General features: G+C 70.1%; 20 protein-coding genes, 5 tRNA genes and 1 pseudogene. 9 read left to right on the plus strand and 17 right to left on the minus strand.

Features of this window, described 5'->3' with window-relative positions; genetic code table 11:
• Positions 1–403: 403 nt before the first annotated feature.
• The 6 genes from LWF15_RS01305 to LWF15_RS01330 form a co-directional block, all read right to left on the minus strand.
• Positions 404–477 (minus strand) — tRNA-Phe (locus LWF15_RS01305).
• A gap of 31 nt (positions 478–508) precedes the next feature.
• Positions 509–585: transfer RNA gene (locus LWF15_RS01310), tRNA-Asp, on the minus strand.
• Positions 586–714: 129 nt separating this feature from the next.
• A tRNA-Phe gene (locus LWF15_RS01315) sits at positions 715–788 on the minus strand.
• A 35-nt stretch (positions 789–823) separates the two neighbouring features.
• A tRNA-Asp gene (locus LWF15_RS01320) sits at positions 824–897 on the minus strand.
• 31 nt (positions 898–928) lie between these two features.
• A tRNA-Glu gene (locus tag LWF15_RS01325) sits at positions 929–1,001 on the minus strand.
• A 299-nt stretch (positions 1,002–1,300) separates the two neighbouring features.
• On the minus strand, positions 1,301–1,495 hold the full coding sequence (locus tag LWF15_RS01330) for a DUF4926 domain-containing protein (RefSeq protein WP_232808449.1): 195 nt from the start codon (positions 1,493–1,495) through the stop codon (positions 1,301–1,303).
• A 433-nt stretch (positions 1,496–1,928) separates the two neighbouring features.
• Between LWF15_RS01330 and LWF15_RS01335 the strand changes: the two genes are divergently transcribed.
• From LWF15_RS01335 to LWF15_RS01345, 3 genes are all read left to right on the plus strand, one after another.
• Positions 1,929–2,519: a hypothetical protein gene (locus LWF15_RS01335; protein ID WP_232808450.1), complete on the plus strand. Its 591-nt coding sequence runs from the start codon at positions 1,929–1,931 to the stop codon at positions 2,517–2,519.
• 85 nt (positions 2,520–2,604) lie between these two features.
• Entirely contained in the window at positions 2,605–3,039 is a 435-nt protein-coding gene (locus tag LWF15_RS01340) for a pyridoxamine 5'-phosphate oxidase family protein (protein ID WP_232808451.1), read from the plus strand.
• Positions 3,040–3,084: 45 nt separating this feature from the next.
• On the plus strand, positions 3,085–4,836 hold the full coding sequence (locus LWF15_RS01345; RefSeq protein ID WP_232808452.1) for a sensor histidine kinase: 1,752 nt from the start codon (positions 3,085–3,087) through the stop codon (positions 4,834–4,836).
• A gap of 52 nt (positions 4,837–4,888) precedes the next feature.
• Here the strand turns inward: LWF15_RS01345 and LWF15_RS01350 are convergent, their stop codons facing one another.
• The 3 genes from LWF15_RS01350 to LWF15_RS01360 all read right to left on the minus strand — a co-directional run bounded on the left by LWF15_RS01350 (position 4,889) and on the right by LWF15_RS01360 (position 9,733).
• On the minus strand, positions 4,889–7,198 hold the full coding sequence (locus LWF15_RS01350; protein WP_232808453.1) for a flagellar hook assembly protein FlgD: 2,310 nt from the start codon (positions 7,196–7,198) through the stop codon (positions 4,889–4,891).
• Between the two features lie 205 nt (positions 7,199–7,403).
• Positions 7,404–8,063, minus strand: a complete 660-nt coding sequence (locus LWF15_RS01355; RefSeq protein ID WP_232808454.1) for a flavodoxin family protein — start codon at positions 8,061–8,063, stop codon at positions 7,404–7,406.
• A 695-nt stretch (positions 8,064–8,758) separates the two neighbouring features.
• A complete protein-coding gene (locus tag LWF15_RS01360; protein WP_232808455.1) occupies positions 8,759–9,733 on the minus strand; it encodes an aldo/keto reductase in 975 nt (324 codons plus the stop codon).
• A 93-nt stretch (positions 9,734–9,826) separates the two neighbouring features.
• On the opposite strand from LWF15_RS01360, the gene LWF15_RS01365 reads away from it, so the two are divergent.
• Positions 9,827–10,030 (plus strand): hypothetical protein, encoded by a 204-nt coding sequence (locus tag LWF15_RS01365; protein ID WP_232808456.1) that lies wholly within the window; start codon positions 9,827–9,829, stop codon positions 10,028–10,030.
• A 78-nt stretch (positions 10,031–10,108) separates the two neighbouring features.
• Here the strand turns inward: LWF15_RS01365 and LWF15_RS01370 are convergent, their stop codons facing one another.
• Positions 10,109–10,789 carry an SDR family NAD(P)-dependent oxidoreductase gene (locus tag LWF15_RS01370; protein WP_232808457.1) on the minus strand — a complete coding sequence of 227 codons (681 nt, stop codon included), beginning with the start codon at positions 10,787–10,789 and terminating at the stop codon, positions 10,109–10,111.
• A 102-nt stretch (positions 10,790–10,891) separates the two neighbouring features.
• On the opposite strand from LWF15_RS01370, the gene LWF15_RS01375 reads away from it, so the two are divergent.
• On the plus strand, positions 10,892–11,734 hold the full coding sequence (locus LWF15_RS01375; RefSeq protein WP_232808458.1) for a helix-turn-helix transcriptional regulator: 843 nt from the start codon (positions 10,892–10,894) through the stop codon (positions 11,732–11,734).
• Positions 11,735–11,864: 130 nt separating this feature from the next.
• On the opposite strand, the pseudogene LWF15_RS35860 reads toward LWF15_RS01375, so the two are convergent.
• Positions 11,865–12,050 (minus strand): annotated as a pseudogene (locus LWF15_RS35860) (MerR family transcriptional regulator); the annotation flags it as partial.
• Positions 12,051–12,106: 56 nt separating this feature from the next.
• On the opposite strand from LWF15_RS35860, the gene LWF15_RS01385 reads away from it, so the two are divergent.
• The gene (locus LWF15_RS01385) at positions 12,107–12,985 is read left to right on the plus strand and encodes an alpha/beta hydrolase family esterase (protein WP_232808459.1); all 879 of its coding nucleotides are present in this window, start codon (positions 12,107–12,109) and stop codon (positions 12,983–12,985) included.
• Here LWF15_RS01385 and LWF15_RS01390 read toward each other — a convergent pair.
• Complete coding sequence (locus LWF15_RS01390; RefSeq protein WP_232808460.1) at positions 12,943–13,626, minus strand: ArsR/SmtB family transcription factor; 684 nt, start codon at positions 13,624–13,626, stop codon at positions 12,943–12,945. The genes LWF15_RS01385 and LWF15_RS01390 overlap by 43 nt on opposite strands.
• Positions 13,627–13,684: 58 nt before the next feature.
• On the minus strand, positions 13,685–14,386 hold the full coding sequence (locus LWF15_RS01395) for an aspartate/glutamate racemase family protein (RefSeq protein WP_232808461.1): 702 nt from the start codon (positions 14,384–14,386) through the stop codon (positions 13,685–13,687).
• Between the two features lie 121 nt (positions 14,387–14,507).
• Here LWF15_RS01395 and LWF15_RS01400 point away from each other — a divergent pair, with 121 nt between their 5' ends.
• A complete protein-coding gene (locus LWF15_RS01400; protein WP_232808462.1) occupies positions 14,508–15,575 on the plus strand; it encodes a LysR family transcriptional regulator in 1,068 nt (355 codons plus the stop codon).
• Positions 15,576–15,578: 3 nt separating this feature from the next.
• Here the strand turns inward: LWF15_RS01400 and LWF15_RS37230 are convergent, their stop codons facing one another.
• From LWF15_RS37230 to LWF15_RS01415, 3 genes are all read right to left on the minus strand, one after another.
• Positions 15,579–15,812 carry a CDGSH iron-sulfur domain-containing protein gene (locus LWF15_RS37230; RefSeq protein WP_232808463.1) on the minus strand — a complete coding sequence of 78 codons (234 nt, stop codon included), beginning with the start codon at positions 15,810–15,812 and terminating at the stop codon, positions 15,579–15,581.
• The gene (locus LWF15_RS01410; protein WP_232808464.1) at positions 15,809–16,843 is read right to left on the minus strand and encodes an iron-containing redox enzyme family protein; all 1,035 of its coding nucleotides are present in this window, start codon (positions 16,841–16,843) and stop codon (positions 15,809–15,811) included. The genes LWF15_RS37230 and LWF15_RS01410 overlap by 4 nt, the downstream gene beginning before the upstream one ends.
• A gap of 143 nt (positions 16,844–16,986) precedes the next feature.
• The gene (locus LWF15_RS01415; RefSeq protein ID WP_232808465.1) at positions 16,987–17,586 is read right to left on the minus strand and encodes a TetR/AcrR family transcriptional regulator; all 600 of its coding nucleotides are present in this window, start codon (positions 17,584–17,586) and stop codon (positions 16,987–16,989) included.
• Between the two features lie 176 nt (positions 17,587–17,762).
• Here LWF15_RS01415 and LWF15_RS01420 point away from each other — a divergent pair, with 176 nt between their 5' ends.
• Together LWF15_RS01420 and LWF15_RS01425 are read left to right on the plus strand one after the other, a co-directional pair.
• Positions 17,763–18,668: an SDR family oxidoreductase gene (locus tag LWF15_RS01420; RefSeq protein ID WP_232808466.1), complete on the plus strand. Its 906-nt coding sequence runs from the start codon at positions 17,763–17,765 to the stop codon at positions 18,666–18,668.
• A 489-nt stretch (positions 18,669–19,157) separates the two neighbouring features.
• The gene (locus tag LWF15_RS01425) at positions 19,158–20,756 is read left to right on the plus strand and encodes a phytoene desaturase family protein (RefSeq protein WP_232808467.1); all 1,599 of its coding nucleotides are present in this window, start codon (positions 19,158–19,160) and stop codon (positions 20,754–20,756) included.
• 3 nt (positions 20,757–20,759) lie between these two features.
• On the opposite strand, the gene LWF15_RS01430 is transcribed toward LWF15_RS01425, so the two are convergent.
• Positions 20,760–21,287 (minus strand): hypothetical protein, encoded by a 528-nt coding sequence (locus LWF15_RS01430; RefSeq protein ID WP_232808468.1) that lies wholly within the window; start codon positions 21,285–21,287, stop codon positions 20,760–20,762.
• Between the last annotated feature and the right edge of the window lie 11 nt (positions 21,288–21,298).

Consider the following 21,298-nt stretch of genomic DNA (forward strand, 5'->3'; position numbering starts at 1 on the left):
CGTCGCCGAACTCGGGATGCTGAGCCGAAGCGGCTGACTACGCGGACCTCCTGCAACGGGTGTACGGGGACGAGGACGTCCTTCAGCAGCTTCTGGGCGTTCCCTATGACCAGGTCCGAACGGAGGCTCTGGCCAGGGGCGGAGCAGCAGTTCGGGCTGTGGCAAAGGTTCGGCCCGAATGAGCAAGCATCCCGCCGGCAGGCTGGTGCGGACCTCACCGCGCAGGCGTGTGCTCTTCGAAGTCGTCCGGGGACTCCTGGATCGGGATCGGGTCGAGACACAGGCCGGCCCTCACGAAGGAAGTCCGGCGTCGGCCAGGGGCTGTGGCACCTTGCTCGTGCGCCGCCCCTTCGCCTGAGTTGCGAAGCAGATGCTGACGCAGGTCAGAGGTTGTTCTGGAAGGTGGCCAGGGACGGGGTCGAACCGTCGACCTTCCGATTTTCAGTCGGACGCTCGTACCAACTGAGCTACCTGGCCGGGACCTGAGCCCTACGTTCCGGCTCAGGTGTGGCGACCCTGACGGGACTTGAACCCGCGACCTCCGCCTTGACAGGGCGGCGCGCTAACCAACTGCGCTACAGGGCCTCGTGCGTGCTGAGACAATCTACCGCACAGTGTGGGCCGCCCCGTTCACCGCCCGGTCGGAGCCGGCCGACGAACCCGGCCGGGACGCAGAAAAGCCCCCGGCCACAGGCTGGGGGCTTTTCTGGAAGGTGGCCAGGGACGGGGTCGAACCGTCGACCTTCCGATTTTCAGTCGGACGCTCGTACCAACTGAGCTACCTGGCCGAGTCCTGAGCCTCAACGAACTGACTCAAGCGCTGCGACCCTGACGGGACTTGAACCCGCGACCTCCGCCTTGACAGGGCGGCGCGCTAACCAACTGCGCTACAGGGCCTTGCATTTTCACTTTTGTGGTGCGAGCACCGTACCCCCAACGGGATTCGAACCCGTGCTACCGCCTTGAAAGGGCAGCGTCCTAGGCCACTAGACGATGGGGGCCTAGACACACGTTGGAGGTTTTGGTCTCCGTTGGTGACATGAAGAAGCATAGGGGGTCCGGGGCTTATCTCCAAAGCGACTTCCCGACCGGCGGCCAGGAAGACCCCGATCCTGCCCCTGACCTGCGAAGACACTGGTTGGCACCCAAGGTGGGCCGGGAGCCTCGAGGCGGGCCGACGTCCATAAAGAGGGTTTTTGGCTGCCCGGAAGAGACGGGCACCACACCGGACTCAGGCGAGGCGAGTGACTCTCTGCGGTGGTCGCCGTGGCGGTGGCCGACGGCGACACCACTCCTTCGTTCAGGACAGCCGGCGCACCTGGTCGGGGCCGAGCATCACATGGGGCGGGCGCAGCCCGTCCTGACCGCCGAACTCGACCTCGTAGGCCACTCTCGGATCGGTGAACACCGCCAGGACCGTACCGAGCGCACCTGGGAGCAGGCCGTGCTCGGGCAGGGTCACGGACAGGGAGACGAGGTCAAAGTTGTGCAGCACCAGCACACCTCACACGGTTGGTCGACGCTGACCGCCCGAACGCGCCCGGGCCGCACCGGCACCACCACCGGCACCCGCCGGCCCGGAAGTCGTTCATGGAAATCCCTGCTGTCGAACTTCTCAGCAATTACCCACGGCCACCATTGTCGGAGACTTCGGAAAGCTTTTCGGCCGGGTCCGGGGCCTCCTTGACAACGGTGGTCGAGGGCTAGCTTGCACGCAACCGCCGCAAAAGACGAACGACCAGGTCAGACCGGCTTTTAGCCGGATCCCCGGCCAGGTCCACAAGCACTCTGGGCAGCATCCATGTAGAGCCGACCGACAAAGGGACCTTTGGCGCCGTAGACCCCTTCTTTGGGCCGCTGCCCCTTTCTCCTGAGCGGACCAGACTCAAGGCATCAGCCGGAAAAGGAATTCCCCAGGAGGAATGATCATGTCGATCGAACCTGCCACCCCGGTCAGCCAGGGCTCGCCGTCGGCGAACAGCCACCCCGATTCCGCCGTAACCGACTGGGCCATACGGCTCTTCGCCGTACTGCGCCTGTCGGTCGGGTTCGTCTTCCTCTGGGCGGCCCTGGACAAGACCTTCGGCCTGGGCTATTCGTCCAGCGGCGAAAAGGCCTGGGTGAACGGCAATTCCCCGACCAAGGGGTTCCTGAGCTTCGTCGACCAGGGCCCCTTCGCCTCGGTCTTCAACGACCTGGCGGGCCTCGCGGTCGTCGACATCCTCTTCATGGTGGGCATGTTCGCGGTCGGAGTGGCCCTGATCGCCGGGGTGGCGATGAACGTGGCCGCCGTGAGCGGCGCCCTGATCATGGTGCTGATGTGGGCGGCCGAGTGGCCGATGGCCCAGAGCACGAACGCCGGCGAGCCCACCGGTAGCACCAACCCGTTCATGGACTACCACATCGTCTACGCCCTGGTCCTTTTCGCCCTGGTTGCGGTGCACGCGGGCCGGGTCTGGGGCCTGGGCCGCACCTGGGAACAGCTGCCGGTGGTCAAGAACCGGAAGTGGATGCACTGAGCAGGACCTTCGACCCTGCCGAGCGGCCCGCCCCGGACGCAGACTCGCTAGATCCGCACCTGGACCGCACCGGAAGGTCGAATTCGTGACCAGCACCGATCAGCAGACCACAGGCGAGGCGCCCCCCGAGGTCGGCGTGCGTGTCCTGGACCGGGCCGAGTGCCTGCGCCTGCTGGCCACCGCGCAGATCGGCCAGCTGGTCTTCACCTACCAGGCCATGCCCGACGTCCTGCCGGTCAACGTCGCGCTGGCCGACGACGCCCTGCTCATCCCCTTCGCCGACGGCTCGATGATCGAGCGCGCCGCCCGCAACACCGTGGTCGCGTTCCACGTGGACAAGATCGACGAGCAGACCCACCTGGGCTGGAGCGTCACCGTGGTGGGCCGCTCGTTCGAGCTGCGCGAGGGGGACTCGCCGGTGGTCCGGCCGCGCTCCTGGACACCCGGGCGCCACGACCGCACCCTGGCGGTCGCACTGGAACGGGTGACCGGGAGATATCTGGAACCCGGCGTGAAATGATTCAGCCGGGCAGATCCGACGGCCGGTGACGAGGTTCCAGCAGCGGTGAACGACCACCACGACAAGTCCGAAGAACGCTACGGGAACAACTGGGCGGCCAAGGAGGCGCACCGTTACTGGAGTGCCGGCCAGCCACCGCCGCTGCCCAAGCTCGGGCTCGAACGGCTGCTGCAGGAGCTGATCGGGCGCTCGCAGGAGATCATCGACACCGAGCAGCAGCTACACCGGCTGCTCGACGCGGTGGTGGCGGTGGCCAGCGACCTGAGCCTGCCCGACACCCTGCGGCGGATCACCGAACTGGCCGCCGACCTGGCCGAGGCCAAGTACGCGGCGCTGGGCCTGCTCGATCCGGAGGGCCGTGAGCTCTCCGACTTCATCACCGTGGGCATTCCGGGCCACGAGCGCATGAAGATCGGCGAACCTCCGCGCGGCAAGGGCATCCTCGGGGTGCTGATCGACCTGCCGGTGCCGTTGCGGCTGGACCGGCTGGCCGACCACCCGGCCTCGGCCGGTTTCCCCAAGCACCACCCGCCGATGGGCAGTTTCCTGGGGGTGCCGCTGCGGGTGCGCGGTGAAGTCTTCGGCAACCTCTACCTGACCGAGAAGCGTGGCGGCGGCACCTTCACCGAGCGGGACGAGCAGCTGATCATCGCGCTGGCCGCGGCGGCCGGCATCGCGATCGAGAACTCCCGCCTGTTCGACGTCACCCGCCGGCGGGAGGCCTGGCTCACGGCCGCCGGCGACGTGACCAAGTCGCTGCTGGCCGGTGCCGAGATCGAGGAGACGATGCGGCTGGTCGTCGAACGCGCGTCCACGGTGGCCGGCGGCGGGGCGAGTTTCCTGCTGCTGAACGACGCCGACGGTGGGCTGAGCGTGCGGGCCGCCCACGGCGAGAACACCGCCGCCACCCTGGGTACCTCGTACCACCCCGAAGATCCGCGGCTTACCGAGCGCCGGGCCTTCCTGGCCAACGGTTTCGTCACCGGCCCGGGCATCTCCAACCAGTACAGCGGCCCGGCGGTGCTGGTGCCGCTGGTGGTGGGGGAACACGTGATCGGGGTGCTGGCGATCGCCCGGGCGCTGCACCAGGAGCCGTACTCCGAGGCCGACATGAAGATGGTCGAGTCGTTCGCCGGCCACGCCGCCCTGGCCGTGCAGTTCAGCCGCCAGGCGGCCGACCGGCAGCGGCTGGCGGTGCTGGAGGATCGGGACCGGATCGCCCGCGACCTGCACGACCTGGTGATCCAGCGGATCTTCGCGGTCGGCCTGGGCCTGCAGAGCATCGGGATGAGCATCGCCAACCCGGCCACCGCGAGCAAGATGTCCGGGCTGATCGACGACCTGGACACCACCATCCACGCCATCCGGACCTCGATCTTCAGCCTGCAGCAGCAGGAGGAGGAGTCGACCAGCCTGCGCTCGGAGGCGCTGGGCGTGGTCAGCGAGGCCACCGGGGCCCTGGGGTTCGAGCCGGTGCTCACCTTCCGCGGCCCGGTGGACACGCTGGTGCCGGTGGAGGTGCACGGCGACCTGCTGGCCGTGCTGCGCGAGGCACTGTCGAACGCCGCCCGTCACGCCCGGGCCACCCACGTGGAGGTGCGGCTGGGGGTGGAGTCGGGGCAGGTCACGCTGGAGATCGAGGACGACGGTCAGGGCGTGGCGGCCGACGCCCGGCAGGGTACGGGCACCACGACCATGAGGACGCGGGCGGAACGTCACGGCGGTTCCTGCGCCTACGCGGCCCGGGACGACGGTTCTTCCGGCACGGTGGTGATCTGGCAGGTCCCGGTCGGCTGAAACCACGAGGGCGGGGAGGGCCATCGCCCTCCCCGCCCCCGTTCCACCCGGTTCAGCGGTGGATGAGCTCGATAACCCCTTCGACAATGGACGATCCGTCCCCGGCAACCAGCGTTCCGTCACCATCGGCGGAACGGCCCGAGAGCGTCCATCGGTAGTAGCCCTCCGGCAACTGGGCGCCCTTCGACGAGAGACCGCTCCACCACAGATCCCGCACGCTGCCGTCGGGCGCGGTGCCCTCCAGTTGGGCCACGGTCTTCTTCCCGGCCTGGTCCTGGATCTTCAGCGTGACCGAGCGCATCGGCTTGCTGATGTCGAACTGCGGCCTCCAGGCGTCGCCGTCGCCGTTGTCGTTCGGGCTGAAACCGAGCGGGGTCACCGTGGAGATCAGCCGGGGCCGGTACTTCGGCTGGAACGGCAGCGGTGACAGCTCGGCCCGGGGCATCACGCTCCAGCTCGGCGGCCGCTCGGCCAGCCGGGCGATCTGGTGGTCGTCGATCGAGAGCAGGGCCGACCGCCCGTCCAGCACCACCGGCGCGTTGTTGCCGGTGGTCAGGTCCATCACCCGGGTGCCGATGAAGCCGGTGTAGCTGTCCGACCAGGTCAGGGTGCCCTCACTGAGCGAGAGCCGGGCGAGCTCGCGGGCCTGGGTGGGAACCTGCCGCACCTGGCCGGTGTTCAGGTTCTTCCAATGGATCTGGTCGCCGCAGCTGCTGGACCAGGCCCCCAGCTCACCCCAGACGGTGACCAGCGGGGTGCCGCCGTCACAACCGGCCGCCACCTTCGCCACCTCCTTGTGGGTCTTCTTCTCGGCGTCGTCGAGCCAGACCGTCGAGCTCCCGTCGGCCTTGGTCTCGACGTAGACGACGTTGGGGCCGAACAGGTCGTCGGCGGTCGACGGAACCGGCTGGGTGTACATGTGTTTGCCGTCGGGCCGGAACGCCTTGCCCCCGATCAGCGTGTAGGCCCCCGACTGGTTCGGCTGCCCGAAGGCCTCGGCGTCGCCGGTCTCCTTCCCCCGGTCGATCAGTTGCCAGCGCCCGTTGTGCCCGGGCACCCCGACCACTCCGCGAGCGCCGGAGAAGGCGATCGCGCCGGAGGTCTGGGCGATGCTGGTCTCGGCCGAGAACGTGGCCCGCCGGTCGCTGGAGACACGGCGCTGATAGACCGGACGCGAGGCGAGGCTGGAGCGTTCGACGTAGCGCACCTGGCCTGCGCTCAGCGAGAGCTGCGCGGGCGGAAGGTCGGCCTGCGGCACGGTGGCCACTCGGGTGAACTCGTCGGCGGTGACCCGGTAGACCCCGGCATCGACGGACGCACGGGGGTCCGGCCCCAGGGTTCCGCTGCTGGCAGTGAGGAAGTGGTTCCCCACCGCGGCGAGACCGGAGGCGTCGTAGGGCAGCGCCTTGTACTTGGCGGCCGGGCCGTTGACGATCGCCAGGGTGGTCGAGGTCGCGCGGGGGCGGGCCGGATCGTCCGGGTGGTTGATCAGGTAGCCGACTCCGGCGGCGCCGACGGCCAGGTGGGCCACGTCGGCGTTCGGGTCGAGCTCGGCGTAGTGGGTGACAGCTCCTCCGGCGCGGGGCTTCTGGTGGATCTCGTAGCCACCGCCCGCGGCCTTGGTGGCCCAGACGATCCAGCCCTCCGACAGGCCCAGCCCGAGGACCTCGTCCGGGCTCTCGGCGATCCGGGTGACGGCCCCGGTCTTCAGAACGACCAGATCGAGGACGTGGGTGGCCGGCTGCACCCGGTTGTCGAGAGTCGTGCGCAGCACCGAAGTGCGGTCGGCAGCCAGGCCGTACCCGCCCAGAACACCCGGGACGTGCGGCATCAGGACATCGGCCTGCATCCCCTGGCCGGTGTCGGTGCCGGCCCGGTGGCGCACCAGCGGGTACCGCCACTGACTGGGAACGTTGGCGTAGCTCCCGGGCAGGTCGGAGAACCAGCCCTCACCGTTGAACGCGTCGGGCCGGGTGATCTGCCCGGCCTCGACCACGTCCTGGCCGGTGAGGATGTTGAGCCGGTGCGGCACCTTGGGCTGGCTACCGGCCCGTTGCAGGTTCTCGTACCAGGCCAGCTGCGTGCCGCTGACCGCCAGCAGGGTGGGCGCGGCGGAATTGCTGGTGCTCGGCCCGACCTGCGGGCGATGCTCCAGCTCCCCGCCCAGGGCACCGGTGAAGACCGGCCGGTTCTGACCGAGCGGCTGCCCCGTCGGATCGGCCTGCTGCACCGCCACACCGGCTTCGGAGGCGCCGACCAGGTGCAGGTCCGCCGCCACCGGGTGCAGCGAGATCGGCACGGTGTAGCTCGAGGCGGCCTGGCCCGGGGCGGCGGCCACCCCGGCGACCAGGGCGGTGGCCATCCCCCCCGGCCAGCCCCAGCCGTTTCAGCCCCAGCCGTTTCAGCCGGTGTGTGTTGCGCCTTCTCGTATTGATCTGAACTGCCATATTGTCCCCCCGACTCGTCGCAGTTGGGGGTGATCATGGCGGGACCCGGACGGTCCGGCCCGGCAGCCCGAACTCGGGCGAGTCCGGGACCACCCGGCCGGTACCGGATCGGCGCAGGGCTCAGGCGGGAGAGCGGGTGGCGGTGGGGGCCGGCCGGTGCATGGCGAGCTGCTGCGCGGCGGACAGCCGCACCGCCGCCTTGGCCGGGGCGAGCACCTCGGGTTCTGCCTGCCGGCCGGCCGGGCCCTGGGGCCGGGCGGAGATCCACAGCTGGGCCGTCTCGCCGGTCTTCCCGCCGAACGAGGCCAGGCTGCTGCCCCACTTCCGGGCCCGGGCCAGGTCTTCCGGCACGGCCGGGCCGAGCATCGCCTCGACCAGGAAGCGTTCGCTGGTCAGCACCTCCACCCCGCGCTGGTGCAGGCGCCGGGTGATCTGGTGCACGGCCGAGCCGTTGATGAAGCCGTTGCCGGTGCCGCAGTCGAAGGCCGCGGCCCGCCCGCCTTCCCAGTGCGGCATGCCCTCCAGCCATTCGGCCACCCCGAACGACTTGGGCGTGGCCCCCTGGGTGCCGGCCAGCGCCCGGGACAGCCGGTTGGGCAACCCCCGGTGGTGGATCGGCGCACCCACCACCAGGAGGTCGACATTCTCCAGATCCCACTCCTGGGCGGCCGCCTCGACCACCCTCGCGCTGACCCGGAACTCGGTCAGGCCGGCGGCCACGGCCTCGGCGAAGCGGTGGGTGTTGGAGAAGCAGGACTCGACGACGACCAGAACGTTCAACTCGTGATGCCCCCGTACATGCGGTTTTTCGATCGCAGACTTCCAGGACGGCGGTGGGCCGGACAGGGCCGAAGGTCCCGTCCGGACGTGCGGTGCGCATCGGATTTCCGGTCAGCACGCAACGCAGGCCGAGTGGCCCGACGAACCTCGCGTTCGTACAGGTCTCGCCCGTCCGCGGTGTCGTACAGCTTGGCACGAATCGGACCCGGCTGTCGTCGCCCCGGGCCGATCAATTTCCGGAAACCCGCATCACTGAACCCTTTACCCGGGAAATCTGCTCACGCGGGCGCTGGGTCCAGGGGTGCACCCCCGAACCCGCCGGTGACCGGGCCGACCCGGTGAGTGAGACCGCCGGACGCCGGAGCGGGTCTATCAGTCCGATCCCGTGAAACGGCTGAGATCCGGCGGGGCGACGCTGAACACCGGCCGGGCGATCTCGGTGCGCCACCACGACCCCTCCGGGCAGGCCGGGTGGGTTGCTGACGGCAGCGCCGAGCTCGGCCATGGCCCCGGCGTACCCGGTAAGTACCTCATCAAGGCTGACGCTGGCCTGAACGCCGGGGGGCGAGGGGGCGCGGCACAGCTCGACCTCGGTCCCCTCGAGGGCCGGCTGAAGCGAGAGTCGAGCAGCTCGCCTGTGCGCGAGTTCCCGCTCCAGCCGGTCCAGGTGGGAACCGCTGATGCCCGGTCGCCGGTTACTTGAAGGCGCTGGGCAGGCGCGGGGTGTAGGGCCGCTCCAGGATCTCGATCTCCTCGGCGCTCAGTTCCAGCTCGACCGCCGCGGCCGCGTCGGTGAGGTGCTCGGGCTTCGACGGGCCCACGATCGGCGCCGCCACCGACGGGTTCTTCAGCACCCAGGCCAGCGCGACCTGGGCCATCGGCACCCCGCGGGCCTCGGCCACCTGCTGCACGGCCTCGACGATCGGCCGGTTCTCGGCCTCCACGTCGTAGCGCTGGGTGAGGCGGTCGACCCCGGTGCGGCTGGTCCGGGTCTGCCACGGCCGGGCCACCCAGCCCTTGGCCAGCGGGCTCCACGGGATGCTGCCCACTCCCTGGTCGGCGAGCAGGCCGAACATCTCCCGCTCCTCCTCGCGCTGCAGCAGGCTGTACTGGTTCTGCATGGACACGAACCGGGTCCAGCCGCCCCGGTCGGCGGTGTGCTGCAGCTTGGCGAACTGCCAGGCCCACATCGACGAGGCGCCCAGGTAGCGGACCTTGCCCGCCTTCACCACGTCGTGCAGCGCCTCCATCGTCTCCTCGACCGGCGTCTCGTAGTCGAAGCGGTGGATCTGGTAGAGGTCCACGTGGTCCACCCCGAGCCGGGTCAGCGAGGCGTCGATCTGCTCGAGGATCGCCTTGCGGGAGAGCCCGGAGCCGCCCGGGCCGTCGTGCATCGGGAAGTAGACCTTGGTGGCCAGGACGATGTCCTCGCGGCGGGCGTATTTACGGATCGCCCGGCCCACCACCTCCTCGGACGAGCCGTCGACGTAGGCGTTGGCGGTGTCCCAGAAGGTGATGCCCAGCTCGACGGCCTGTTGGAAGAACGGCTGGGAGGCCTCTTCGGTCAGCGGCCAGCCGGCCTCCGGATCGGGCGGCGTACCGAAACCCATGGTGCCCAGGGCGATCCGGCTGACCTTGAGCCCCGAGCTACCGAGGCGGGTGTACTCCATGCTCCGACGGTCCCCTTCCGTGTGCGGTCACTGCAGCCTCCCCGAACATAAATGCAGTGACAATCCCTCGCCCGCCGGTCTATCAACATAGGTATGAAGAAAGGGATCACGCTCAGCAAGACCTGGACGGACGGCGAACTCGTCGCCCGCCGGGCCCTGAGCGCAGACGAACTGCAGCACCGCCTGGAGCTGAACCGTATTGCTGCGGCCGCGAACGGTGACGGCGCCCGCCGCAACCGCCGGGCCGAACGCAGCCGTCGGCTGGCCCGAGGGAAGGCCGGCCGCCATGACGACTGATGCGTTCCCAGAGGGAAAGAACCGGAGACCGGAGGCGCGCCGCACGGGCGCACCCCCGGTCTCCTTCGTTTTGCAGACCTAGTAATCGATCCGGCCGTGTCGGCTGTGGAACTCCCCCGTGGGCCCGTCCGGCCCGATCAACGCCAGCGCGACCGTCGCATCGGTACCTTCGGTGATGCTCTGGTGCCCGCTGAACCCGTTGAACTCCGTGGCCGTGTAACCGGGGTCGGAGACGTTGACCCACATCCCGGGCAGGCTCTTGGCGTACTGCACGGTCAAGGCGATCACAGCGGCCTTGGAGCTGGCGTAGGGCACACCGGTGACGTGGAACTCGTCGGCCTTGGGGTCGAGCAGGTAGCGCGGCCAGCCCACGCCGGAGGCCACGTTCACGATCACGGCGGAGGGGGAACGGCGCAGCAGGGGTAGGGCCGCCTGGGTGACACGGACGATGCCGAGCACGTTGGTGTCGAACACCTGCTGCATGGCGTCGGCGTCGAGGTCGTCGGTGCTGAACGACGTACCCAGCACGCCGGCGTTGTTGACCAGGACGTCCAGCTCGGGGAGGGACGCCAGGGCCCGGGTGATGCTCGCCTGATCGGTGACATCGAGCTGCACGGGTACGGCGCCCAGTTCGCGAGCCGCCTCGCCGTTGTCGAGGTTGCGCATCCCGGCGTAGACGGTGTGTCCGGCCTCCAGGAGGCGGCGGGTGGTTTCGAGACCGAGGCTCTTGTTGGCCCCGGTCACCAGGGTGGTGGTCATGTCTTCCAACTTGGGACGTCGGTGAGCACCTCACCAGGCATCTCTCGTCAGTGGGTCCACCGGTACCACCCACTGCGCCCGGCGCGGGAGCATGATGGCTGGATGGATGAGTTCGCCCAGGTACTGCGGGCCTGGCGGGACCGGGTCACCCCCGAACAGGCCGGGCTGGCTCCCGGGCTGAACCGCCGCACCCCCGGTCTGCGCCGAGAAGAGCTGGCCCTGCTCGCGGGGGTGAGCGTGGACTACATCGTGCGTCTGGAGCAGGGGCGCGCCCGCAACCCCTCCCCGCAGATGCTCACCGCCCTGGCCCGCGCGCTGCGCCTGGACGACAACGAACGCGAGCACCTGTTCCGGGTCGGTGGGGCGGCCCAGCCCGGCGGCGGCACGGTGCCGCGGCACGTCAGCCCCACGGTGCAGCGGATGGTCGACCGGCTGAGCGAGTTCCCGGTCGGCGTGCACACCGCCGCCTACGAGCTGGTGCTCTGGAACCCCCTGTGGGCCGCCCTGTTCGGAGACCCCTCGAGCCGCAGCCGGCTGCAGCGCAACATGGTCTGGCGCTACTTCGCCGAGGATCCGATGCCGGTGACGCACTCCCCGGCGGCCGAGGAGGAGTTCGCCTCCGACCTGGTCGGGCATCTGCGCTCGGCCCAGGGCCGCTACCCGGCCGACCCGGAGATCCCGCACCTGGTCTCCCGGCTGGTCAGGGCCTCTCCCGACTTCGCCCGGCGCTGGGCCGAGGCACCGGTCGCCGAGCTGCGCACCAGCCACAAGACGGTGCACACCCGGGTCGGTGACATCGCCATGGACTGCGACACCCTCAGCGAGGGGCCGAACGGACTGCTGATGGTGGTGATGACCGCCGAACCCGGCTCCGAGGACGAGCAGCGGCTGCAACTGCTGCGGGTGGTGGGGCTGCAGGAGCTTCTTCCCGGAGGTACTGCGTGAGGGCGTCGCGGGTCTGCGCCATCTGGGCGACCCGCTCGGCCATCTCGTCGCGGATGCGGGTGACCTGCTCCACCACGTTGCCGCAGACGTCCTGGTCGGTGTCGCCCCCGGTGCAGGGCAGCACGGTGCGCACCAGATCCATCGGGAAGCCCAGATCCATCAGCGACCGGATGGTGAGCACCGTGGCCACCGCATCGTCACCGTAGTCGCGGTAGCCGTTGGGCAGGCGCTCGGCCGCGAACAGGCCCTGCTGCTCGTAGTAGCGCAGGGACCGGGCGCTCACCCCGGTCCGGCGGCTCAGCTCGCTGATCCTCACCGGCGGTCGGCCTCCAGCCTTGACCTTGACACGATGTCAAAGTTTAGCGTTCAAACATGTCGCAGCAAACAGTCGAGGCCGGCGGACGGACCCGGACCTTCACCACGGTCGGCACATCGGCCCGGAACCTGCTTCTGGTCTTTCACGGCAGTACGCAGAACGGCCGTACCCACCAGAAGTTCACCGATCACTCCTACGACCGGCTGGCCGAGGACGGCACGGCCGTGGTGGCGTATCTGGACGGCTTCAAGGGCAACTGGAACGACGCCCGCCGTGAAAGTCGTTTCCCAGCACGTAAGAACAGCATTGATGACATTGCCTTCACCCGTGCGGTCGTCCGGAAACTAGCCGCCAGTCACGGTATCGACGAGCGCCGGGTGTTCGCGGCCGGCTACTCCAACGGCGGGCAGATGGTGATGCGCCTGATTCACGAGGCACCCGGCCTTCTCGCCGGGGCAGCCATTTTCGCCAGTACCATGCCGGTGCCGGAGAGCTTTCTGGCCCCCACGGAACCAGTCGTCGCGCTACCCGTGTTGCTCGCTCACGGCACCGCCGACCCTATCGTCCCCTTCGACGGGGGATCCATGACGTGGTGGAAGCAGAAGCTGTTCAGGGTGGGCGGGAGCAGCCTGTCGATGCCTCAGACCGCGGCCTACTTCGCCGAGCGCAACGGCATCTCCACCGAACCGGCCGTCACCCGCCTGCCCGCCCGCGAAACCACCACCTATCTGGAACGTTCCGAGTATCGCCAGGACAAACGTCCTTTAGTTGTGCTCTATCGCATTCACGGCGGCGGGCACACCGTGCCGGGCTCCAAGGACAAGCCCTTCGTCGGCCGGAGCAACCGGGACCGCACCGCTGCCGACCTGATCTCGGAACTTCTCGAGGCCCCTCAGATCGAGTGGCAACCGGACGAACAGCCCAGCCAGAGCTGAATATTGGCCCAGTCGGCGATCTCCACCCGACGCCCGGGCCGGCAGTTCAGCCATCCGCGGTCGGTGAACGCGGACAACAACGCGGCAGCCAGCGCCCCGGCCAGGTGCGGGCGGCGCTCGGTCCAGTCGAGGCAGTCCTTCAACAATGGACGTCGTTGGCGCCCCAAGGCGCTCACATCGATTTCCATTGCCGCGAGGGCCATTTCTCCTCGGGAGGTCACGCTGAGCCCGTCGAGCAACTGGTGCTCCAGCAACGCATCCCGCAGAGCCACACCGGCGCGGCCCGCGAGATGGTCGTAGCAGGTACGAGCCTCGGCCAGTCGCCGGGCCGCGGTGCTCTGCCGCAGGCTGCGCACCGGCCGGCCCGGAGCGATCGCGGCCAAGGACTCCACCGCCGTGGCCACCTCCGGCCGACTGATCCGGTAGTACCGGTGACGGCCCTGCTGAACCACTTCCAGATAGCCGGCCGCGACCAGCTGCTTCAGATGAGCACTGGCCGCCGGGCGCCCGATGCCCGCAGCCTCGGCCAGCGCCCCCGCCGGATGCGCACGCCCGTCCAGCAGCAGCGTCAGCATGGCCGCCCGGGACGCATCGGCCAGCAGCCGGGCTGCGGCGGCCACGTTCACGTCAGCGATCTGCATGTCTGACGGTAACCCGCCCACATTTCGCTGGTGGGCGAAGCGTGGGCGGGTCCAGGTCCTAGACGGAGGTCAGCTCGAGGGCCCGGTCGACGGCGGCCCCGATGTGCAGGCGGGTGGTGGGGAACGAGGGCACCGGGCAGTCGTCGGGCGAGATCAGCAGCTCGATCTCGGTGCAGCCGAGGATCACGCCCTCGGCGCCCTGTTCGACCAGACGGGTGATGATTTCGCGGTAGGCCTGGCGGGACTCGTCGCGCACGACGCCCACGCACAGCTCCTCGAAGATCACCCGGTGCACGAGCTCCCGGTCCTCGGCCGGGGGCACCAGCACCTCCAGGCCGTGCGAGGCCAGGCGGTCGCGGTAGAAGTCCTGCTCCATGGTGAAGGCGGTGCCCAGCAGGGCAACCTTGCGCACACCTTCGGCGCGGACCGCGGCGGCCGTGGTGTCGGCCAGGTGCACCAGCGGCACGGTGATCGCGGCGGCCACCTGGTCGGCCACCTTGTGCATGGTGTTCGTGCAGATCAGCACCATGTCGGCGCCGGCCGCCTGCAGATTGCGGGCCTCCTGGGCGAGCACCTGACCGGCCACGTCCCACTGGCCCGAACGCTGCAGCTGACCGATCTCGGCGAAGTCCACCGAGGACATCACCAGCCGGGCCGAGTGCAGCCCACCGAGGCGAGCGGCGACCAGCTCGTTGGCGATCCGGTAGTACTCCACCGTCGACTGCCAGCTCATTCCGCCGAGCAAACCGATCGTCAACATGTGGACCTCCCGAGGCTGTGGCTGTCCTTCTACGGTCACCCACCACGGAACCTGGGACAAGAACGTCTTGGTCAGAGCCATCCCCAAGCTCAGCTTTGGTTTCCGAGCCGGATGTGGGTGAATGGTCGACATGGCGGGAATGGGCGACGACGAAGAGCTCGCGACTCACCGGCACGTCCTGGAGCAGGCGCGGGAGTCCGGCGAACCGGTGCAGCGGCACGAGGCCGAGCACCCGGCGTCCGAGCAGGCCGACGAAGAGGTGCCGGAACGCTCGGTGCTGGGCGAGGGCAGCACCACCGCCAAGCTCGACCCGCGGCGCCTGCTGGTGTTCCGCGAAGTGGCGCACTCCGGCTCGATGGCCGCCGCCGCCCGCGAGCTCGGCTGGACCCAGCCGGCCGTCAGCCAGCACATCCGCAAGCTGGAGAAGGACCTCGGCCTGGCCCTGATCACCCGGGTCGGGCGCGGCATCGCGCTGACCGACCCGGGCCAGCTCCTGCTGCGCCACGCCGACGCCATCGACGCCCGGCTCGAGGCGGCCGGCGAAGCCCTGGCCGACCTGGCCCGCCGCCGCACCGGCCGGGTCCGCATCGCCGCCTTCCCCTCTGCCAGCGCCATTCTGGTCTCCACCGCCCTGGCCAACCTGAGCGCCGAGCACCCCGGCCTCGACGTGCGCCTCACCCAGGTGGAGCCGCCCGAGGCCCTGGTCCTGCTGGCCGAGGGCCAGTGCGATCTGGCGATCGTGTTCGACTACCCGGGAGAAGATTTCGAGCGCGGCCCACTCGAGGCGGTGACCCTGCTGAACGACCCGCTGCGCGCCGTGCTCGGGCCGGGCCACCCCCTGGCCGGGCGCGATTCGGTGAGCATGGGCGACCTGGCCGGGCAACGCTGGATCGCCGGCTGCGTCTCCTGCCGCAAACACCTGGTGCGCGAAGCGGTCAAGGCCGGCTTCACCCCCGACATCCGGCACAGCACCGACGACTACGTGGTGGTGCAGGCCCTGGTCGCCGCCGGCATCGCCGTGGCCGCCCTGCCCGGCATGGCCCTGCGGGCCAGCCTGAACCCGGCCGTCAAAGTCCTTCCCCTGGAAGGCTACCCGTCGCGAACCGTGTCCGCGGTACTGGCCCCCAGCAGCCACGGGGTGCCCGCGGTCGAGGCGGTGCTGGAACAGCTGCGCCTCGCCACGGTCTGAGGTTCAGCCGCGCTTGAGGGCTCGGTGGCTGCCGTCGCAGTAGGGGAACAGGGCGGAGGCGTCGCAGCGGCAGAGGGCGATGCAGCGGCGTCGGACCGGGGTGTCCTGGCCGTCGGCGCCGCGCACGGTGAGGGCGCCGCGGACCAGGAGGGGGCCGTCGGGGCAGTCGGTGACCCGGACCTCGGGGCCGGTGCTGGTCACCGCCTCGGGCAGGACCACCGGCTCGGCCGCCTTCACGCTGCGCTCACCTTGACTCGGGCCTGCTCGCGCAGGGCGCTGCGGCCGGCCTTCCAGTTGCTCAGCAGATGGCCGCTCGCCTCCTCGTCGAGCACCAGGGCGGTGGCCGCGCCGAAGAGGACGTCGGCGGCCAGCTCGGGCTGCTGCTCGATCAGGGCGCCGACCAGCTCGCGCAGCGCGATCTGCTCGTGCACCGCGTCGGCCTCGACGTGCTCGTCGAAGTAGAGGGTGGCGGCCTCGCCGAAGCCCAGGCGGCGAAGACCCTGGGCGTAGCGGCGGTTCGGGGTGGTCGAGGTCATCTCGAAGGCGGCCAGGTGGCCGGCCACGGCCCCGCGCAGGCGGCGGTGCAGGCCGAACAGCGACATCGCGTTGACCCCGGCCAGGATCACCGCGGGCACCTGGTCGAGGTAGTGGCCGTAGCGGGCATCCAGGCCGAGGGCCCGCATCGTCCGGGCGAACAGGTCTGCGTGGATCCAGTCGGGCCGCCCGCCGCCGTACTCGTCGGACTGCACCTCGACCATCGCGGCCTTCGGGGCTCCGGTGAGCCGGGGCAGCGCGAAGGTGTGCGGGTCGGCCTCTTTCAGGTGGTAGATCGAGCGGGTGACCAGCAGTTCGCGGTACTGGTCGGCGGTGGCCTGGCGGGCCAGGTAGGTGGACAGGCCGGGCGCCGACGTGGGGGCGGTGAGGGCCAGCAGCGTCTGCGCGACCTGTTCGCCGGTAGGCCTGGTCTCGGGGGCCGCGCCGGTGAACTCGGTGAGCATGGTGTGCACCCGTTCGCGCACGGCCCGCTCGAACACCTCCTCCAGGCCCGCCCGCACTCCGAGCAGGTCCGGATCCCACTCCCAGCGGTCGTCCACCCCCTCGACGCCGCGGTAGTGCAGTTCGTAGAGCAGGGTCAGGGCGAGCTGAACATCTTCGGCGTGCACCGGATCGGCCACGGTGACCGCCTCGGCGGCGTGTTCACGCACCGCGAGCAGACCCGTCTGCGCCTCGACCCGGCCGGTGAGAAGTTCGATCAGGGACGCGCTCAAAGGACCGCGAGCAGAAGGAGTTCGGAGCGGTAGAGCGGTGCTGTCCATGAAGGCATGCTCTGGCAGCCCCGCAGGCGGCGCACCTTCAGGCGCCCCCCTCACCCGAGCCGGCGAACCGGGCGGATCAGGGCAGATCGAAGCCCTCAGGCCCGGATACCCGTAAGGGCCAGGGCGGTCAGCCGGGCCGCCTCACCGGCTGCGTCGGGGTGCGTCTCGGTGGCCAGCGACACGGCGTTGACCAGGATCAGGAGATCGCAGGAGGCCACCTCGGAACGCACGGCTCCGGCCGCCTGCGCCCGCTGCAGCAACCGCTCGGCGGCCTCTCCGAGCAGGACGTCGCAGTCGCTCCCGGCCGGTGAGGCCGATCTGGAGATACCGGTGAGCACGGCCGAGGCCAGGCCGCGGCTGGTGGCCCCGTAGACCGCCACCGCCTGCAGCCAGTCGACCAGGGCCGTTCCCGGGTCGGCCGCATCGGCCAGCTCGTCGGCTTGGCGACAGAGCACCTCGACCCGGTCATGGAAGACCGCATCCAGCAGCGCCCAGCGGTTGGGGAAGTGCCGGTGCAGCGTGGCCGAACCGACTCCGGCCTTGCGGGCGATCTCTTCGAGCGAGGCGTTCGCCCCCGACCGGGCGATCTCGACCTCGGCCGCCGCCACGATCTGGTCGTAGTTGCGGCGGGCGTCGGCCCGCCGGGGCCGGCCGCCGAGAGTGGCCGTCCGGGTGACGACGTCCTGGTTGGCCACGGTTCGGCACTCACTTCTGCTCGTGTGCGGGAAACCCGCATCCTACGCCACGAACCATCGAAGTGGAGGGGAGCCCCGCTTGTCGTTGACAAAGTGGGGTGGCCCTCCATATCTTCGTCACGACGAAGTGGGGGCACACCCCACTTACCTGAGCGACACCTTCCGGGAGCTTCACGATGACCGAGCCCACCCCGTCCGAAATCCGAACTGTGCTGGTCACCGGGGCCAGCACCGGCTTCGGGCGACTGACTGTCGAGACCCTGGCCCGCCGGGGCCACCGGGTCTTCGCCGGCCTGCGCGACGTTTCCGGCCGCAACGCCCCGGCCGCCGCCGAGCTCACCGCGCTGGCCGCGGCGGAGCACCTCGATCTGAAGGTGCTCGAGATCGACGTGACCGACGACGCCTCCGTCGCCACCGCCGTCCGTACATTGATCGAAACCGCTGGGCAGCTCGACGTTGTCGTGAACAACGCAGGCCGCAACTTCGCCGGGCCCTTGGAGGCCTACACCGCCCACGAGGCGCAGCAACAGTTCGACGTGAACACGCTCGGCGCCCTGCGCGTGAACAACGCCGTGCTCCCCCACCTGCGGGCACAGGGGCACGGCGTACTGATCCAGGTCGGATCGCTCTCGGCCTGGATGACCCCACCGTTCAACGGGCTGTACGCCGCCAGCAAGGCGGCGCTACGCGCCCTGACCGAAGCCTGGCACCACGAACTGGCGCCCTACGGCGTCGAATCCGTCATCATCGAGCCCGCCTCGTACCCCACGAACATCGGCGCGAACGCTGCCCTGCCCGCCGACCAGGAACGGCTCGGGCTGTACAGCGAGGCGCTGACCGGTTTCGTCACCGACCTGACCCGGCGGGCCACCGAGAACGCCGAAAGCATCGGCACCGCAAGCCAGGTCAGCGACGCCCTGACCTCCTTGGTCGAGACTGCGCCGGGGAAGCGGCCGCTGCAGACGCTGGTCGCACCGTCGGCCCAGCTCGCAGCGGTGCAGGAAGTTCACCGGAAGGCGGCCCAGGCCACGCGAATCGTCGCGGACGACATGGGCATTGGTGCGTACCTGGCACTCAGGTAACAGTGGGACGCGTGCGGTTCAGTCCCCGAACGAGGGATGAGGCGCAGGCGTGACCACGGCGCTGGAGGGGCCTGCCGACCCGGCGACTGTCGCGGGGTGCGGCGGCCCGAAGGCACTCAGGACGCGGGCGGTGAGGCGTCCGGACGAAGTAATCGGCGAGCCGTGTGTCTGACGCGATGAGCCATGGTTCCCTCCGTGCTCGCCCCCGCCATTGGGTGGAACAAGCTTTCACTGCGGATACGCCTGACTGCAAGATGTAGCCGAGAATCGGAGCCAAGCGGGCACCCGAACCGGCCCGCACAACCGGCGTAACGCTCCTGGCTCGCTGCAGAACTGATTCCGGCCCGTTTCCCGGGCATCGCGCCCGGCCTGCCCACCACCGGGCGGCCCCCCTGACTCGCGCACCCGCGGAGGGGCTGCTGGTATGAACACGGAAGCAGCACGGACACGGGCAAGGCCGGGCAGCCGGCAGAACGGGAGTGCAGCAGCGTGGAGACCGTCGACGCCGTGGTCATCGGAGCGGGCCCGAACGGCCTGGTCGCCGCCTCTGCCTTGGCCGATGCCGGGTGGGACGTGCTGGTCCTGGAGGCCCAGGACGAGGTGGGCGGCGCCGTACGCTCCGGCTCGCTGTGGCCGGAGTCCCCCGAGGCCACCTCCGACCTGTTCAGCGCCTTCTACCCGCTGGCCGCCGCCTCCCCCGTGATCAAGCGCCTGGGGCTGGAGCAGCACGGCCTGACCTGGGTGCAGGCGCCCAACGTGATCGCACACGTGGCCGGCCCGGAGGACGAGACGGCCGCCGTGATCCACCGCGACCCCGACGAGACCGCCGCTGCGCTCGACCGCGACCACCCTGGGGACGGCGAGTCCTGGCTGAAGCTGCACCAGCAGTGGATGCGGGTGCGCGACCCCCTGCTGGAAGCTCTCTTCACCCCGTTCCCCCCGGTGCGCTCGGGCGCCAAGCTCCTCTGGCGCGCTGGCACGCACGACACGCTGGAACTGGCGCGCATCGCCGCTGCACCGGTGATCCGGCTTACCCAGGAGTGGTTCGGTGGCGAGCACGGCAAGTTGCTCGTCTCCGGCAACGCGATGCATGCCGACGTCCCGATGGAAGCCCCCGGCAGCGGCCTGTTCGGCTGGCTGCTGGTGATGCTCGCCCAAGACGTGGGCTTCCCCGTTCCGCAGGGCGGCGCGGGCATGCTGTCCCAGGCCATGGCCAATCGGGCCCGGGCGGCCGGGGCCCGCATCGACGTGGGCGAGAACGTCACCGACGTGGTGGTGCGCGGCGGTCGGGCCACAGCCGTACGCACAGCTTCGGGCCGGGAGGTCTCGGTGCGCCGGGCCGTTCTCGCCGATGTCGACGCACCGCGCCTGTTCAACGATCTCGTCGGGGAAGAGCACCTTCCGGCCCGCCTGCGCGCCGACCTGAACCGCTTCGAGTGGGACCTGCCCACGGTGAAGGTGAACTGGCTGGTCGACGGCGGCATCCCGTGGAAGGCCGAGCAGGCCCGGCAGGCCGGAACGGTGCACTACGGCACCGATCTGCAGGGTCTGTCGCGCTGGTCGGGCGACCTGGCCGCGGGCCGCGAGCCCGAGCAGGTGTTCGCCCTCCTGGGGCAGATGACCACGGCCGACCCGACCCGTTCCCCGGCCGGCACCGAGAGCGTCTGGGCCTACACCCACCTGCCCCGCCACCGGCACGACAACGCGCACGCCGGGAAGATCGCCGAGACGATGGAGGAGACGCTGGAAGGCATGGCCCCCGGCTTCCGCGACCGGGTGCGCCACCGCACCGTCCAGCACCCCTCCGACCTCGAGGCCGCCGACGGCAACCTGCACCACGGCGCGATCAACGGCGGCACCGCCCAGCTGCACCAGCAGCTGGTCTTCCGCCCCGCCACCGGCCTGGGCCGCCCCGAGACCGCGATCGACGGCCTCTACATCGCCAGCGCCGCCACCCACCCGGGCGGCGGCGTGCACGGCGCCTGCGGCTGGATCGCGGCCCGCTCGGCCCTGGCCGCCGAAGGCCGGCTGGGCAAGCCGACAAAGGCGGTGCGCAAGGCCGCGATGCGCAAGATCTACGGCGGTTAGTCCTCAGTTCTCGCCGAGGGGGAACTGGTCGATCCAGGCCCGGAACGAGGGCTCGTAGCGCTCCTGGGCGACCTTGACCAGGGAGTCGGCGTCGTCGATGGGCTGTAGGCCCTGGGTCTCGAGCCAGGCCACGAACTCGTCGTGGGAAGGGCTCGGCTCGTCGTACTCCTCGTCCTTGTAGAAGCTGACCCCGTCCCAGTCGACCATCGGCTCCACGTCGAAGGTCAGGATCCGGAACAGGTCACGGACGTCGGTGGCGACCACGTGGATGCCGCCCTCGTCGCCGAAGACCACTACCGGAGACGAGCCGTCTTCGGCCTGCCACAGCGCGTACATCGAGCCGCCGCCGGTGGCCCGGGCGAACGACTTGAGCCGGGCGTGGAAGGCGTCGGCGTCGCTCCAGCCCGGGGCCAGGTCCTCGCGGTCGCCGAACTCCTCGTACAGGCCGAAGCCCTGGGCGTAGCTCTCCGAGCCGTGCACCGCCTGGAAGTCCCACAGGGCGTTCAGTTCGGGAACCGGGGAATAGGTCATGATCGGCAGAC

Source organism: Kineosporia rhizophila, assembly GCF_021277265.1.
GTDB lineage: Bacteria > Actinomycetota > Actinomycetes > Actinomycetales > Kineosporiaceae > Kineosporia > Kineosporia rhizophila.